General features: G+C 54.2%; 15 protein-coding genes. 5 read left to right on the top strand and 10 right to left on the bottom strand.

The features are described from left to right. Positions 1-85: 85 nt before the first annotated feature. From nuoF to lrhA, 6 genes are all read right to left on the bottom strand, one after another. A complete protein-coding gene (gene nuoF, locus HA43_RS05005) occupies positions 86-1,426 on the bottom strand; it encodes an NADH-quinone oxidoreductase subunit NuoF (protein WP_094111141.1) in 1,341 nt (446 codons plus the stop codon). Further along, positions 1,426-1,941: an NADH-quinone oxidoreductase subunit NuoE gene (gene nuoE / locus HA43_RS05000; RefSeq protein WP_039379025.1), complete on the bottom strand. Its 516-nt coding sequence runs from the start codon at positions 1,939-1,941 to the stop codon at positions 1,426-1,428. The genes nuoF and nuoE overlap by 1 nt, the downstream gene beginning before the upstream one ends. Before the next feature lie 2 nt (positions 1,942-1,943). Further along, the gene (nuoC, locus tag HA43_RS04995) at positions 1,944-3,743 is read right to left on the bottom strand and encodes an NADH-quinone oxidoreductase subunit C/D (RefSeq protein ID WP_039379028.1); all 1,800 of its coding nucleotides are present in this window, start codon (positions 3,741-3,743) and stop codon (positions 1,944-1,946) included. Between the two features lie 116 nt (positions 3,744-3,859). Next, on the bottom strand, positions 3,860-4,537 hold the full coding sequence (locus tag HA43_RS04990; protein WP_039379030.1) for a NuoB/complex I 20 kDa subunit family protein: 678 nt from the start codon (positions 4,535-4,537) through the stop codon (positions 3,860-3,862). Between the two features lie 15 nt (positions 4,538-4,552). Further along, the gene (locus HA43_RS04985; RefSeq protein WP_039379033.1) at positions 4,553-4,996 is read right to left on the bottom strand and encodes an NADH-quinone oxidoreductase subunit A; all 444 of its coding nucleotides are present in this window, start codon (positions 4,994-4,996) and stop codon (positions 4,553-4,555) included. Positions 4,997-5,644: 648 nt separating this feature from the next. Further along, complete coding sequence (gene lrhA / locus HA43_RS04980) at positions 5,645-6,568, bottom strand: transcriptional regulator LrhA (RefSeq protein WP_039379035.1); 924 nt, start codon at positions 6,566-6,568, stop codon at positions 5,645-5,647. A 960-nt stretch (positions 6,569-7,528) separates the two neighbouring features. Here lrhA and HA43_RS04975 point away from each other — a divergent pair. Beyond that, on the top strand, positions 7,529-8,746 hold the full coding sequence (locus tag HA43_RS04975) for a pyridoxal phosphate-dependent aminotransferase (protein ID WP_039379037.1): 1,218 nt from the start codon (positions 7,529-7,531) through the stop codon (positions 8,744-8,746). A 120-nt stretch (positions 8,747-8,866) separates the two neighbouring features. Continuing rightward, on the top strand, positions 8,867-9,466 hold the full coding sequence (gene yfbR / locus HA43_RS04970) for a 5'-deoxynucleotidase (RefSeq protein ID WP_039379039.1): 600 nt from the start codon (positions 8,867-8,869) through the stop codon (positions 9,464-9,466). A 15-nt stretch (positions 9,467-9,481) separates the two neighbouring features. Here yfbR and HA43_RS04965 read toward each other — a convergent pair whose 3' ends face one another. From HA43_RS04965 to HA43_RS18645, 3 genes are read right to left on the bottom strand one after another with little or no spacing between them, the layout of a single operon-like run. Then, positions 9,482-10,141, bottom strand: coding sequence for a sugar phosphatase (locus HA43_RS04965; protein WP_094111121.1), 660 nt, complete (start codon positions 10,139-10,141; stop codon positions 9,482-9,484). Between the two features lie 28 nt (positions 10,142-10,169). Beyond that, positions 10,170-10,622 (bottom strand): terminus macrodomain insulation protein YfbV, encoded by a 453-nt coding sequence (gene yfbV, locus HA43_RS04960; RefSeq protein ID WP_039379043.1) that lies wholly within the window; start codon positions 10,620-10,622, stop codon positions 10,170-10,172. After that, positions 10,612-10,881: a hypothetical protein gene (locus HA43_RS18645; RefSeq protein ID WP_128083782.1), complete on the bottom strand. Its 270-nt coding sequence runs from the start codon at positions 10,879-10,881 to the stop codon at positions 10,612-10,614. Before HA43_RS18645 ends, yfbV begins: the two co-directional genes overlap by 11 nt. 79 nt (positions 10,882-10,960) lie before the next feature. Between HA43_RS18645 and ackA the strand changes: the two genes are divergently transcribed. Beyond that, the gene (gene ackA, locus HA43_RS04955) at positions 10,961-12,163 is read left to right on the top strand and encodes an acetate kinase (protein ID WP_094111120.1); all 1,203 of its coding nucleotides are present in this window, start codon (positions 10,961-10,963) and stop codon (positions 12,161-12,163) included. 71 nt (positions 12,164-12,234) lie between these two features. Next, positions 12,235-14,379 carry a phosphate acetyltransferase gene (gene pta / locus HA43_RS04950; RefSeq protein WP_169713301.1) on the top strand — a complete coding sequence of 715 codons (2,145 nt, stop codon included), beginning with the start codon at positions 12,235-12,237 and terminating at the stop codon, positions 14,377-14,379. Between the two features lie 80 nt (positions 14,380-14,459). Here pta and yfcD read toward each other — a convergent pair whose 3' ends face one another. Further along, entirely contained in the window at positions 14,460-15,005 is a 546-nt protein-coding gene (gene yfcD / locus HA43_RS04945; protein ID WP_039379079.1) for an NUDIX hydrolase YfcD, read from the bottom strand. A gap of 328 nt (positions 15,006-15,333) precedes the next feature. On the opposite strand from yfcD, the gene HA43_RS04940 reads away from it, so the two are divergent. Further along, complete coding sequence (locus tag HA43_RS04940) at positions 15,334-16,245, top strand: TIGR01777 family oxidoreductase (protein WP_039379083.1); 912 nt, start codon at positions 15,334-15,336, stop codon at positions 16,243-16,245. Position 16,246: the final 1 nt, after the last annotated feature.

Raw genomic sequence — 16,246 nt, 5'->3', positions numbered from 1 at the left:
CGGGGACGAGCGTTAAACATCAAATTCTGTTATCCCGCTTTTCAGCCGGACTGGCGTCTGGCGCCTTCCGTCTACGGTGGTCTGCTTACCAGCGCGTTTTCAGCAGGTTAGGCTGAATACCGCCGATAGAACGGGTATTGCCAAACACCTGCGGCGCAATGCCGGCTTCAAACTCTTCACGGAAATATTTAATTGCGCTCTGCAGAGGCTCAACCGCGCCTGGTGCATGCGCACAGAAGGTTTTACCCGGGCCCAGCTGACGGCAAAGCTGCAGCAGCGTTTCGATATCACCCGGCTGCCCCTGCTTCTGCTCCAGCGCGCGCAGGATCTTGACGCTCCACGGCAGGCCGTCGCGGCACGGCGTACACCATCCGCACGACTCACGGGCAAAAAACTCTTCCAGGTTACGCACCAGCGACACCATATTAATCTCGTGATCTACCGCCATCGCCAGCGCCGTACCCAGACGGCTGCCCGCTTTACCGATGCTGGCAAACTCCATTGGCAGATCGAGATGCTGGTCGGTCAGAAAATCGGTTCCGGCACCGCCTGGCTGCCACGCCTTAAACTTCAGGCCATCGCGCATACCGCCGGCATAATCTTCCAGAATCTCGCGGGCGGTGATGCCAAACGGCAGTTCCCAGACGCCAGGGTTTTTAACGCGGCCGGAGAAGCCCATCATTTTGGTGCCGGCATCTTCACTTTTAGACAGCCCTTTGTACCACTCCACGCCGTTCAGGAAGATAGCTGGCACGTTGGAGAGGGTCTCAACGTTGTTAACGCAGGTTGGCTTGCCCCAGACGCCGGCGCTGGCCGGGAACGGTGGCTTTGAGCGCGGGTTAGCACGACGCCCTTCCAGCGAGTTGATCAGCGCCGTCTCTTCACCGCAGATATAGCGGCCCGCGCCGGTGTGAACAAACAGTTCAAAATCAAAACCGGTGCCGAGAATATTTTTACCGAGATAGCCCGCTTCTGTAGCTTCGGCGATGGCGCGACGCAGGTTCTCTGCTGCTTCAACATATTCACCGCGCAGGAAGATGTAGCCGCGATAAGCTTTTAGCGCGAAAGCACTGATCAGCATGCCTTCCACCAGCTGATGTGGCAGCTGCTCCATCAGCAGGCGGTCTTTATAGGTGCCTGGCTCCATCTCATCCGCGTTACACAGCAGATAACGGATATTCATGGACTCATCTTTTGGCATCAGACTCCACTTCAGGCCGGTGCTGAAGCCCGCACCGCCGCGCCCTTTCAGGCCAGAGTCTTTGACCGCCGCAACGATTTCATCCTGGCTCATGCCGTTCAGCGCTTTTTCGGCGCCAGCGTAGCCATTTTTGCTGCGGTACTCTTCCAGCCAGACCGGCTGTTTGTCGTCGCGCAGACGCCAGGTCAGCGGATGCGTTTCCGCAGCACGAATAATGGGTTTCATCATTGATACTGCTCCAGTAGCGAGGCGATACCTTCCGGCGTCAGGTGAACGTGCGTATCGTCATTCACCATCATGGTCGGCCCCTTATCGCAGTTGCCGAGGCAGCAGGTAGGCAGCAGCGTAAAGCGGCCGTCTGCCGTTGTCTGGCCGGGTTTAATATGAAGATTCTGTTCCAGCGCTGCCTGAATGCCCTGATAACCGGTAATGTGGCACACCACGCTGTCGCAGTAGCGGATCACGTGACGGCCAACCGGCGTACGGTAAATCTGGCTGTAGAACGTTGCCACGCCTTCGACATCGCTGGCCGGAATACCCAGCACATTAGCAATTGCGTGAATAGCGCCATCCGGCACCCAGCCCCGCTGTTTTTGCACGATCTTCAGCGCTTCAATTGAGGCTGCGCGCGCATCCTCGTAGTGATGTTTTTCATGCTCAATAGCGTGGTGCTCGGCCTCGCTCAGCACAAAGACCTCATTCGGGTCGATGGTTTGAATGGCAATTTTTTGATCGTGCATAATTAGCGGTCCACGTCTGACATAACAAAATCGATACTACCGAGGTAGACGATGAGATCGGATACGAGGCTGCCGCGGATCACTGACGGGATCTGCTGCAGGTGCGGGAAGCTTGGCGTGCGCACGCGGGTGCGGTAGCTCATGGTGCTGCCGTCGCTGGTCAGGTAGTAGCTGTTGATCCCTTTCGTCGCCTCAATCATCTGGAACGATTCATTGGCGGGCATCACCGGTCCCCAGGAGACCTGCAGGAAGTGGGTGATCAGGGTTTCAATGTGCTGCAGCGTACGCTCTTTCGGCGGCGGCGTGGTCAGCGGATGGTCCGCTTTGAACGGCCCTTCCGGCATGTTGTTCAGGCACTGCTCCAGAATACGCAGCGACTGCCACATCTCTTCCATTTTCAGCTGTACGCGGGTGTAAGCATCGCTGATGCCTGCGCCAACCGGAATTTCAAAATCGAAGTTTTCGTAGCCTGAATAAGGACGCCACTTACGCACGTCAAAGTCGAGACCGGTTGCACGCAGACCCGCACCGGTTGTGCCCCACGCCAGCGCTTCATCCATATTGTAAGCGGCTACGCCCTGTGAGCGTCCCATCAGCACGGTGTTGCGCAGTGCCGCTTTGTCATACTCTTTCAGGCGTTTTGGCATCCAGTCGAGGAACTCACGCAGCAGACGCTCCCAGCCTTTCGGCAGATCGTGCGCCACACCACCGATACGAAACCAGGCGGGATGCATGCGGAAACCGGTAATCGCTTCCACGACATCATAAATTTTCTGACGATCGGTAAACGCAAAGAACACTGGCGTCATTGCGCCAACGTCCTGAATAAAGGTTGAGATGTAGAGCAGGTGGCTGTTGATACGGAACAGCTCAGAGAGCATCACGCGAATGACGTTAACGCGGTCTGGTACCGTGATCCCGGCCAGTTTCTCTACGGCGAGTACGTAAGGCATTTCATTAACACAGCCGCCCAGATACTCGATACGATCGGTATAGGGGATATAGCTGTGCCAGGACTGCCGCTCGCCCATCTTCTCGGCACCGCGATGGTGATAGCCAACGTCAGGTACGCAGTCGACAATCTCTTCACCGTCGAGCTGCAGGATGATACGGAAAGCACCGTGCGCAGAGGGGTGGTTCGGGCCAAGGTTAAGGAACATAAAGTCCTCATTGGCCGTGCTGCGTTTCATGCCCCACTCTTCTGGTTTGAACGTCAGCGACTCCATCTCCAGATCTTCTTTCTGCTTAGTCAGCGTAAAGGGATCGAACTCAGTCGCGCGCGCCGGATAATCTTTACGCAGCGGGTGCCCTTCCCAGGTCTGCGGCATCATAATGCGCGTCAGATGAGGATGCCCCTGGAACGTAATGCCAAACATCTCCCAGGTCTCGCGCTCATACCAGTTGGCGTTGGCGAAGATAGTGGTGATGGTTGGCACATTCAGATCGTTTTCAGATAACGCCACCTTGAGCATAATGTCGCGGTTACGTTCAATAGAAAGCAGATGATAGAAAACGGAAAAATCCGCAGCAGGCAGGCCTGCGCGGTGGGTACGTAAACGCTCATCAAAGCCATGCAGGTCATACAGCATGACATAGGGCTTAGGCAGCTTGCGCAGAAACGTTACAATTTCCAGCAGCTGTTCGCGCTTTACCCAGACTACAGGAATGCCGGTGCGGGTTGCCTGAACAGTAAAGGCGTCCGGCCCAAAACGATTACGCAGCTCGCCGATCACCGGGTCATCCAGGTGCTCACGGGTTTGCCATGCTGGCTGAGCGAGATCTTGCGTGGTCAAATCTGTCATACGTTACTCACCATTCCGGCCTGTTATCAGGCACTCAAAAGAAGGCGTCAGGATGGCGGCACACACTACGTTGTCATTTTCTGCTGTGGCCGTTACTCCATCCGTGTACGGGATACTTACACTTCGTCCGGGGTTCTCAGGTTAGTGACGGCAATGCGCTCGCCACGTTTCCTTTCACGTTCAGACTGCATGTTGGCGCGATATACACCCTGGTCACCGACTACCCATGAGAGTGGACGGCGCTCTTTACCGATCGACTCACGCAGCAGCAGCAGCGCCTGCATATAGGCTTCCGGACGCGGCGGGCAGCCCGGAATGTAAACATCCACCGGCAGAAATTTATCCACACCCTGTACGACAGAATAGATGTCATACATCCCGCCTGAGTTAGCGCAGGCACCCATAGAGATCACCCATTTAGGTTCCAGCATCTGATCGTACAAACGCTGAATAACGGGTGCCATTTTGGTAAAAGGCGTACCGGCAATAACCATAAAGTCAGCCTGGCGCGGCGAGGCGCGCATAACTTCAGCGCCAAAGCGTGCCACGTCATGCACCGCAGTAAATGACGTGGTCATTTCTACGTAGCAGCAGGAGAGGCCAAAGTTATAGGGCCAGAGAGAGTTCTTACGACCCCAGTTCACCATGTCATGCAGAGCGTGTTCCAGCTTGCCCATATAAACGCTACGGTGAACGTGCTGTTCCAGAGGATCGGTAACAATCTCCTGTTTCTGCAGAGGATAGCGATCGCCATCCCCGCCGTTCGGGTCTACGCGTGTCAGCGTGTAGTCCATCTTATTGCCTCGCTTTTACTGCTTATGAGGGTTGGTGTGACTGTGGCTGACCGGGCTTGATTTGACCACTACGCGACGACGCGCAGGAGCCCAATCCAGCGCGCCGATGCGAACCAGATAAACCAGGCCTGCCAGGAGCACCAAAATGAAAATTGCGGCTTCGACAAAGCCGACCCAGCCGCTTTCGCGAATGGAGGTCGACCAGGCGTATAAATAGAGGGCTTCCACGTCGAAAATAACGAAAAACATGGCAACCAGATAGAATTTTGCAGAGAGGCGGATGTGGGTATCGCCAACCGATTCAATACCAGACTCAAACGGGGTGTTTTTGTAACGCGCTTTAGCACGTCCACCAAGCAGCCAGCCGCCGGTTAACATAAAGGCACAAAGGCCAAATGCGATCACAATAAATACAATAAACGCCCAGTGATGAGCGATGACTTCGGTGGTTGTTGACATACGCTTTGCTTACTCATCAAAAGTGGCGATGGCATCCTGCACTGTTGCAGCAAACACACCACATCGATTCAAGGGAAGGATAAAAACCTTATAAACGTTGCTGTCTTTCCTGATTAGGCAGCAATTTTATGGGGTTTTTTACTCCTTTCTATAACCTTTTGTCAACTTTGACAAAAGTATCCAAACATTATTTTACACCCGCATCATATTATTAACATATACCCTCATCAGCGCCAGCTAAATCGCTTCAGTTTGTGCGGTTAATTTCAGTGTAGCGGGGTTTTACATGCATGGATCGTGCGTTTAACACTCACATTTTGACAGGTCTTCCGCAGATTTCCCTCTCCCTGACAGGGTTATTTTTTTGATCCAGAACACACTTCTGCGCTTTTAGCTCTAAAAAGCAGCGCATATGGCAGGATCGGTTAGTGCAAAGAAGGCATTTTTTGATAAAAAATTTCTAAAATGACGGGAATTGAAACAACTGCTCGTTTTTCGGAAAGCCTGATAATTATCGGCCATAAAAATGCGTATCTGGCCCCGGATAACAGGCAAAAAAAAAGCCTTAGTAGCAGTTACGCCGACTAAGGCTTTTTTATAGCAATTATACAGCGCGTAACGCGCGTATTACTGCAGTGTCGCTACGGCTTACTCTTCATCATCCAGCAGCAGTGAGCTATCCGGATTTGCACTGAGATTGTAAGGATCGTTCGTCGATTGCATGGCGTTGAAAATGGCCAGCGCCAGTTCATTATCGCTGTCAGCGTTACGGCACAGCAGGTATTGCGTATCCGGTAACACTGGCAAACCTTCGGCGGCGCCCATTACGCGCAACTCAGGACTCATCATTTCAACCGGACGTGCCGTTACGCCCAGACCGGCTTTAACGGCCGCGCGCACTGCTGCCAGCGTTGATGCCACGTAAGAGATACGCCATGGAATACCCGCTTCGTTCAGATGGTCTATCGCCATATCGCGATACGGGCTTGGTTCATCCAGCAGTACCAGAGGAATCGCTTCGCCGCGCTGGAAAATATAGTCAGCGGCACAGTACCAGAGCGTTGGTGAAGTACGCAGTACCTGATGCGTGAAGTTACCCGGGCTGGACGTGGTCACAACCAGATCGACTTCTCCCTGGTTCAGCATCTCCATCATAAACGGGTTACGTTTTACACGTACATCGATGGCGAGCTTTGGATAGACTGACGTCACCCGGTTCAGCAGGAAAGGCAGAATGGTATCTGACGTGTCATCAGAGGCTCCGATAGTCAGAACGCCCTGAATATTGCTGTACATGAGTGAGGTGCAGGCTTCGTCGTTAAAACGCAGGATTTTCCTGGCATAGCCAAGCAGCTGGATACCGTGCTCCGTCAGAAGTTTGTTACGTCCATGTCGGGCAAACAGCTCTTTACCTACCAGTTGCTCCAGACGTTGCATCTGCTGGCTTACCGCTGACTGGGTTCTGCACACGGCCGCCGCCGCCGCTGCAAACGTATTCAGGTCTGCAACAGCAACAAATGTACGCAGCAGATCGAGGTCGAGATTCAGTATCGGACGATTTGCATTAGTCATGATTTTTTTCTTCACTTTATAAGATTTTTAGAACTACTACCCTGGTGTATTGCCACAAAATCAAAGAGATAAGTGGCAATGGTGCTTACTGACAATCTCCAGAGGAGATCGTCTTAAAACCGAGTTCAGGCGGGTAATGACGAGCGTACGTTCTCTGGCAGCAGAGAGGCGGCGTCATTAGAGACAGAACAACTTCAGGGCCAAAGACAAGAGTCGTACCGGTGCTGGAAGCTGTGTAGTTGCCTGGTTGCCTGCATAAAAGGTTGCAGAGCAAAAAAAGAGATAACACGTTGTTATGTCGAAACGAAGCCATAAAGTGCTTCAAATAATAAATTATACTTAATCATTTTTACGCTTTAAAGGGAAATGTTTTCGTGCAAAACATCAAATTTTTTGCTTAATAAGCCCGTTTAGCCCCTCCGGCAACGCCAGGGTTAAATTTTGACCATCTGGTTTGTAAACTTATTTGGAGCGATAAAGTTACAGAAAAACGCTCATTGCCCGCCAGTATTGCGATCGTACCCGTTGCTATTCGCGCAATTTCTATGCTGAGACTGCGCATAAGAATGCAGATATTGCCGCTGCGCCATGCATGAGTTAACGCCAGCTGAATAAAACAGCATCATTTAGCAAGATACGCTTAACTATTTCATTGCGCAGCTAATCATTAGTATGGAAAGCATAACCCGGTTTTCTTATGACAGAGGGGCAGCTGGCGTAGCCGTTACAGGCAAATCGCATCGCTATTTACCAAAATAATAGTCTTGTAAATTAACCACAGGCAGTCATAAAAACCAATTTAACCGGCATATCACCATAATTACGCTACCCACACCGGGAATCTGTCTCAATCACGCCAAAAGCCGCTGCCACCCTTCTTTTGTTATCGGGAGAGGAGTAAATTGGGCAGGTTTTAACTGGGTGGCGGGTTAAAGGACTCTGCCCGAAAAGGCGGCAACGATGAATTTCCAAATTGATAAATCCGGTAAGCTGGAAAATGTCTGTTACGACATTCGCGGACCGGTACTAAAAGAAGCAAAGCGACTTGAAGAAGAAGGCAACAAGGTTCTCAAGCTGAATATTGGCAACCCAGCGCCGTTTGGTTTTGAAGCACCTGATGAAATTCTGGTCGACGTTATACGTAATCTGCCTGGCGCGCAGGGATACTGCGACTCCAAGGGGCTCTACTCTGCTCGTAAAGCCATTATGCAGCACTATCAGGCGCGTGATATGCGCGACGTTACCGTTGAAGATATCTATATCGGCAATGGGGTATCAGAGCTGATCGTGCAGGCGATGCAGGCGCTGCTCAATAGCGGCGATGAGATGCTGGTGCCGGCACCGGATTACCCACTGTGGACGGCAGCCGTTTCACTCTCCAGCGGCAAAGCTGTCCATTACCGATGCGATGAGTCAGCCGGCTGGTTTCCGGATCTGGATGATATCCGTAGCAAAATCACACCGCGCACGCGTGGAATTGTGATTATCAACCCCAATAACCCGACCGGCGCGGTTTACAGTAAAGAACTGCTGCTGGAGGTGGTAGAAATAGCGCGTCAGCATAACCTGATTATCTTTGCTGATGAAATCTATGACAAAATCCTCTACGACGATGCGCAGCATCACTCCATTGCGGCGCTGGCACCTGATCTTCTGACGGTGACCTTTAACGGTTTGTCTAAAACCTATCGCGTGGCCGGTTTTCGTCAGGGCTGGATGGTGCTAAACGGGCCGAAAAAGCACGCCAAAGGCTATATTGAAGGCCTGGAAATGCTCGCCTCTATGCGCCTGTGTGCCAACGTGCCCGCTCAGCATGCGATTCAGACCGCGCTGGGAGGCTACCAGAGCATCAGCGAGTTTATCGCCCCTGGCGGACGGCTCTACGAGCAGCGCCAGCGCGCCTGGGAGCTGATTAACGATATTCCCGGCGTAAGCTGCGTTAAACCGCAGGGCGCGCTTTACATGTTCCCGCGTATCGATCCGAAAAAATTTAATATTTATGACGATCAGAAGATGGTGCTCGACTTCCTGCTGCAGGAAAAAGTGCTGCTGGTACAGGGCTCCGCCTTTAACTGGCCACATCCGGATCACGTGCGCATTGTTACTCTGCCGCGGGTAGACGATCTGGAGATGGCGATCGGCAAGTTTGGACGTTTTCTGCAGGGTTACCGGCAGTAAGTCACCTTCTGCTGCAGCCAGCCAGGCGCTTAACCTGTCATGTACCTGGCTGCAGTCAGGTATATACTGTATGCATTCCGGGGAGGGGTTTCCTCCCCGCTGTGCTGACAGGATGCTGTAATGACTCAAAGCCACTTTTTCGCTCACCTCTCCCGCCTGAAACTCATCAATCGCTGGCCGCTGATGCGCAATGTACGTACAGAAAATGTCTCTGAACACAGCCTGCAGGTCGCGATGGTGGCGCATGCGCTGGCAGTGATCAAAAATCTGAAATTTGCAGGTGAACTCAATCCCGATCGTATTGCAATGCTGGCGCTCTATCATGATGCCAGTGAAGTGCTGACCGGCGATCTGCCAACGCCGGTTAAGTATTACAACGCGCAAATTGCGCATGAATACAAAAAGATTGAGAAAATTGCCCAGCAAAAGCTGATTGAAATGCTGCCGCCCGAATTGCAGGAAGCGTATCGGCCGCTGATTGATGAACACCACTATAGCGCGGCCGAACAGGCTGTGGTGAAACAGGCTGACGCTCTCTGCGCCTATCTGAAATGCCTTGAGGAGCTCTCTGCCGGCAACCATGAATTTTCACTGGCTAAAACACGGCTGGAGAAGACCCTGACCGAGCGGCGTTCACCTGAAATGGATTATTTTATGGAGGTGTTCGTCCCGAGCTTTACTCTGTCGCTTGATGAGATTTCACAGGAGACCCCGCTCTGAGCGAGCGGGTATCATTCAGGCGCGCAGGCTCAGCGAAAAGGCGCCGGTGTCGTTCTGCGTAATTTTCAGCCTGCTCAGATCGGGCAGATTAAACAGAACCTGGTTCAGACCAGGCGTATCTGCCGCTGGATCGATGGCGATCACTGCGCTGCCGGCCGCAAGGCCTGCCGCAATACCTGCGGGCGCATCTTCTACCACCACACATTCAGACGGATGCAGGCCCAGACGCTCAGCACCCAGTAAATAGGGTTCCGGATCGGGCTTGCCGCGCCGGATATCGTTAGCCGTAATAAACACCGCTGGCAAAGGGAGCTCAGCTGCGCGATGCCGGGCGTGGGCTACCGGCACCGAACCGGAGGTGACAATCGCCCAGGGGATGTTCTGCTCATTAAGCTGCGTCAGCAGCGCGCGCGCGCCGGCTATCTCCCGTATGCCCTGCGTATCCCGGGCTTCCTGCTGCTCCAGCCAGTGAAATTCCGCCTGGATGGCGGCCTCACTCTCGCCGCGCATGAAATGGCGCAGTGAATCGATAGCGGGTTTGCCGTGAATATAATCGAGTACCACCTCAGCGCTGAGCGCATGACGCTCGCCCCACTGCGTCCAGCAGCGGTTTACTGCCGGCAGTGAATCCACCAGCGTGCCATCCAGGTCAAACAGAAATCCTTTAAAATTCACCTGCTGCTCCTTATCCGATTGTGCAGAATTAAAGATCGTCCAGAAAGGTGCGATCCAGCTGTCTGAACGCCCGTTTAAGTACATCAGCCAGCGCCTGATAGGTGGGCTTTCCCTCTACCGGTGCAATCGCCTGCCCCGCCTCTTCCAGTTTGCTGCGGACTTCGTTGAACCACTGCAGCAGCGCAGGCGGCAGCGGCGTACCGGCTCGTTTACCCAGCCACCACAATCCCTGCATCGGCAGGCTGCAGGCAAACAGCGCGGTGGCGATGGCTGGCCCCAGCTGCCCGCCCAGCGCTATCTGCCACGTCAGGGTAAATACGGCCAGCGGCGGCATAAAACGGATGGCAAAGCGGGTCGCCGTAACGACCCGGTTTTCCGGAAAAACTGGCGCCAGACGTTTATCCGCAGGCCAGGTTTTCATGTAGTGTTGTCCGCGCTGGAATAAGCCAAACCAGCCCGGATTACCTGCGTCATTCGCCATTATGCACCTCAACTAATACTGCATTATTTAAATTAAATTTGTAACTACACAACTTTACGTGACATCCTTCAAAACATTTTGTTTTTGCAGGTGACAGTGGGTATTCTGACGCCGTTTTCAGTAACATTACCGGAAGCTGCCGCCTGATTAAAGCACAGCCAGAGCCAGGTATTGCTACAGCGCTTTCAAAAATTTGCGTAAAATTACCGAATTTTTTTGCGTGTCGTTTTCTTTTTAGCTGGCGCATGATGTTAATCATAAATCGCCCCGCTCTCATGGGCTACGCTGTTAGTCTGATTGCGTTATTTTTAGCCACTATTTAACAAATAGGTACTTCCATGTCGACGAAGTTAGTACTGGTTCTGAACTGCGGCAGTTCTTCTCTTAAATTTGCTATCCTCAATCCAGCTACCGGCGATGAGTACCTGTCGGGACTGGCTGAATGTTTCCACCTGCCGGAAGCGCGGATTAAATGGAAGCTGGAAGGCAGCAAGCAGGAAGCACCATTGGGTGCAGGCGCAGCCCACAGCGAAGCGCTGAACTTCATCGTTAAATCTATTCTGGCACAAAAACCAGAGCTTTCGGCACAAATCGCTGCAATCGGCCACCGTATCGTACATGGCGGTGAGCGACTGACCCAGTCCGTCATCATTGATGAGGCGGTCATTCAGGGCATTAAAGATGCCTCTTCTTTTGCACCGCTGCACAATCCGGCGCATTTAATCGGCATTGATGAGGCGATGAAAAATTTCCCGCATCTCTCTGATAAGAATGTGGCGGTTTTTGATACGGCTTTCCATCAGACAATGCCTGAAGAATCGTATCTCTACGCCCTGCCTTATCATCTCTATCGCGAGCATGGCGTACGCCGCTACGGCGCTCACGGCACCAGCCACTATTATGTGACGCAGGAAGCGGCAAAAATGCTGAACAAGCCAGTCAGCGAGCTGAATATCATTACCTGCCATCTTGGCAATGGCGGCTCTGTTTCGGCTATTCGCAACGGTCAGTGTGTTGATACCTCAATGGGCCTGACGCCGCTGGAAGGGTTAGTCATGGGCACCCGCAGCGGCGACATCGATCCGGCCATTGTTTTCTTCCTGCATGACGCTCTGGGTATGAGCGTTGATGCGATCAACAAGCTGCTGACCAAAGAGTCAGGGCTGCTGGGCCTGACGGAAGTAACCAGCGACTGCCGCTATGTTGAAGATAACTATGCAACCAAAGAAGATGCAAAACGTGCGATGGATGTCTTCTGCCACCGGCTGGCCAAATATATCGGCAGCTATACGGCGCTGATGGATGGTCGCCTGGATGCAGTCATCTTTACCGGCGGTATTGGCGAAAATGCGGCTCTGGTGCGTGAGCTGGCCCTGGGCAAACTGGGTCTGCTGGGCTTTGACCTTGATCACGAGCGCAATCTGGCTGCCCGCTTTGGCAAATCCGGTTTTATCAATAAAGAGGGTACCCGCCCTGCACTCGTCATCCCGACCAATGAAGAGCTGGTGATTGCGCAGGATGCCGCGCGTCTGACGGCCTGATCCCTTTCTTCTCCGTCAGCTCAGGCTGACGGAGCGATTTTGACACCCTGTAACACCGCGAGGTTTTTAACGTGTCACGTACAATTATGCTTATCCCTACCGGCACCAGCGTCGGCCTGACCAGCGTCAGCCTTGGCGTGATCCGCGCAATGGAACGCAAAGGCGTGCGCCTGAGTGTTTTCAAGCCGATTGCACAGCCGCGCGCCGGGGGCGACCGACCGGACCAGACAACCACCATTATCCGTAAAAACTCCGCCATTCCTGCTGCTGAACCGCTGCAGATGTCGCGCGTTGAGTCACTGCTGGGTTCAAACCAGCAGGATGTGCTGATGGAGGAGATCATTGCCAACTACCACGCCACGGCCAGAGAAGCAGAGGTGGTGCTGGTCGAGGGTCTGGTACCGACACGCAAGCATCAGTTCGCCTCTGCGCTCAACTACGAGATCGCCAAGACGCTCAATGCCGAGATTGTTTTTGTGATGGCGCTGGGCAATGACTCCCCTGCTCAGTTGAAAGAGCGTATTGAGCTAAGCCAGAGCAGCTTTGGCGGCAGTAAAAACAAAAACATCACGGGCGTTATCATCAACAAGCTGAATGCGCCGGTGGATGAGCAGGGGCGTACCCGCCCCGATCTCTCAGAGATCTTCGATGACTCCTCTAAAGCCAGCGTAGCCAACATCGATCCGAAACAGCTGTTTGCCAACAGCCCGCTGCCGGTGCTGGGCTGTGTGCCATGGAGCTTTGACCTGATCGCCACGCGCGCTATCGATATGTGCCGCCACCTCAACGCGGAAATCATCAACGAAGGTGAAATCGAGACGCGCCGCGTTAAATCTGTGACCTTCTGCGCACGCAGCATCCCGCACATGCTGGAGCATTTCCGTCCCGGCTCGCTGCTGGTGACCTCGGCCGATCGCCCTGACGTACTGGTTGCTGCCTGTCTGGCAGCGATGAACGGTATTGAAATTGGTGCCATTCTGCTGACCGGCGGCTATCAGATCGAAGCGCCTATTGCCCGTCTGTGCGAGCGCGCTTTCCAGACCGGCCTGCCGGTGTTTATGGTGAAAACCAACACCTGGCAGACGTCGCTGAGCCTGCAGAGCTTCAACCTGGAAGTACCGGCTGACGATACGCAGCGTATTGAAAAAGTGCAGGAGTATGTTGCCGGCTTTATCAACGCCGACTGGGTTGAGTCGCTGACCGCCACTTCCGAACGCAGTCGTCGCCTGTCGCCTCCTGCTTTCCGCTATCAATTGACCGAACTTGCACGTAAAGCGGGCAAACGCATTGTCCTGCCGGAAGGCGACGAACCGCGCACGGTTAAAGCGGCGGCAATCTGCGCCGAACGCGGCATTGCCACCTGCGTCCTGCTGGGGGATCCGGATGAGATCCAGCGCGTGGCGGCGGCTCAGGGCGTGGAGCTGGGCACCGGCATTGAGATTGTCGATCCGAAAGTTGTGCGCGGAAACTATGTGCCGCGCCTGGTTGAGCTGCGCAAAAGCAAAGGCATGACGGAAGTCGTGGCGGAGGAGCAGCTGGAAGACAATGTGGTGCTGGGTACCATGATGCTGGAGAGCGGAGAAGTGGATGGCCTGGTCTCTGGCGCGGTGCACACCACTGCCAATACCATTCGTCCGCCGCTGCAGCTGATCAAAACTGCGCCCGGCAGCTCGCTGGTTTCATCCGTGTTCTTTATGCTGCTGCCAGAACAGGTACTGGTTTACGGCGACTGCGCCATCAACCCCGATCCTAACCCGGAGCAGCTGGCTGAAATCGCGATTCAGTCTGCAGATTCCGCCAGCGCCTTTGGTATCGATCCGCGCGTAGCGATGATCTCTTACTCAACCGGTAACTCCGGTGCGGGCAGCGACGTTGAGAAAGTGCGCGAAGCCACCCGCATTGCGCAGGAGAAACGCCCCGATCTGGTTATTGATGGTCCGCTGCAATATGACGCGGCCATTATGGAAGATGTTGCCAGGTCCAAAGCGCCCAATTCGGCGGTTGCCGGACGCGCCACGGTCTTTATCTTCCCGGATCTCAATACCGGTAACACTACGTACAAAGCGGTGCAGCGCTCTGCCGATCTGATCTCTATCGGCCCGATGCTGCAGGGCATGCGTAAACCGGTCAATGACCTGTCACGCGGCGCGCTGGTCGATGATATCGTCTACACCATCGCCCTGACGGCCATTCAGTCGCAGCAGGCGGAAGGGTAAGCCCCCCTCCCCCTGCTCAGGTATAAAAAAAGCATGCGCCAGGCGCATGCTTTTTTTTTCGCGTCGTGCAGATGCAGCGGTCAGCTTTCGCTGTTCTGCTTGCTGCGTGCTGCATCGCTATTGCGGCTCAGCCACAGCGAGAGCGCTTTCAGTGAATCATCGGTAAACTCATCGCAGCGCGCCGTGATCTCTTCTGGCGTCATCCAGAAAATCTCATCAACTTCACTCTCCTGCATCGCAAACGGACCGTGAGAAACACAGCTGAACAGCCCGCCCCAGACGCGGCAGTGCTGATCTTCAAAGTAGAATTTGCCGTGTTCAGCGAAGGGTACTGCCGCGATCCCCAGCTCCTCTTCCGCTTCGCGCCGTGCAGATTCGAGCATCTCTTCACCGCTCTGCACCACGCCACCGGCGGTGGCATCCAGCATACCGGGCATGAAATCTTTGGTTTCTGTGCGACGCTGTACCAGGATCTTGCCCATACCATCATGAACCACGATATAGGTGGCGCGATGGCGCAGACACTGTGCCCGCATCTGTGCCCGGCTGGCCTGCGCAATCACTTCGTTCTCTTCGCTGACGATATCCACCCACTCAATAGCGTCATCTGCCGTTTGATCCACCATCCGTAACCCTTTTGACGTTTCAGCGTGCGCGGCACGCGTCGGTTTTTTTATTGCTTTATCAGAATGCGCGTAAGGTAAAGCGCTCTTATCACTGTCGCAAGCGCTTAGCGTGCTTTGCCCGATCCCGCCAGCCTCAGCATAAGCAGCCGGGGTGCCACATCTTTACCGGCTTTTTTCACCTAAGGCAATAATCTGCTGGTCGGATCTTTGCCTCTCCGGCAGCCTCAGGGCCGCTTTTTCCTTCACGCTGCAGGCGCTGTCACACTCACTCTCCGCTTCTCTTCTATGCTCAATGCTGAGCAGATAATAATTTACAGGGAGGCTCACGATGCAATTACTGATTACCGGCGGCACCGGGTTGATTGGCCGCCACCTGATCCCGCGACTGCTGCAGCTCGGGCATCAGGTGAATGTAGTGACGCGTGACGTGGCAGCCGCGCGGGAAAAACTCGATGAGCGCGTCAGGCTCTGGTCCGGACTCGATCAGCAGTCCGACCTTAATGGCATAGAGGGCATTATAAATCTGGCTGGCGAACCTATCGCTGATAAGCGCTGGAGCGCCAGCCAGAAGCAGCAGCTGTGCGAAAGCCGCTGGCAAATCACTGAACAGCTGGTTTCACTGATCCACGCCAGCAGTACTCCTCCCGCGTTTCTGATCTCCGGTTCAGCCACTGGCTTCTATGGCGACAGCGGCGAGGTCATTGTGACCGAAGAGGATCCCGGTCAGGATGAATTTACCCATACGCTGTGCGCGCGCTGGGAACAGCTGGCGCTCAAGGCCGAGAGCGAGCAAACCCGGGTCTGCCTGCTGCGTACCGGCGTTGTGCTGGCGCGTGAGGGCGGTGCGCTGGAAAAGATGAAACTGCCTTTTCGTCTTGGCGTGGGCGGGCCGATTGGCAGCGGCAAACAGTATCTGCCGTGGATCCATATTGATGACATGATCGATGCCATCATCTGGCTGATGGATCACCCGTCGCTGCGCGGTCCGTTCAACATGGTTGCCCCCTATCCGGTGCGTAACGAACAGTTTGCCGCGACGCTGGGACAGGTCATGCACCGGCCCGCTTTTATGCGCACGCCGGCGGCCGCCATCAAACTGATGATGGGTGAATCAGCAGTGCTGGTGCTGGGCGGTCAGCATGTGCTGCCCAAACGGCTGGAGGCGTCCGGCTTTACCTTTCGCTGGTACGATTTACAGCAGGCGCTGCAGGATGTGGCGGGATCACCGCCCCGTCCATAAC

The sequence above is a fragment of the Pantoea eucrina genome, assembly GCF_002095385.1.
Classification (GTDB): Bacteria; Pseudomonadota; Gammaproteobacteria; order Enterobacterales; family Enterobacteriaceae; genus Pantoea; species Pantoea eucrina.
Note: the sequence above shows the minus strand (reverse complement) of the source record. Positions and strands in the feature narration are given on the sequence as shown.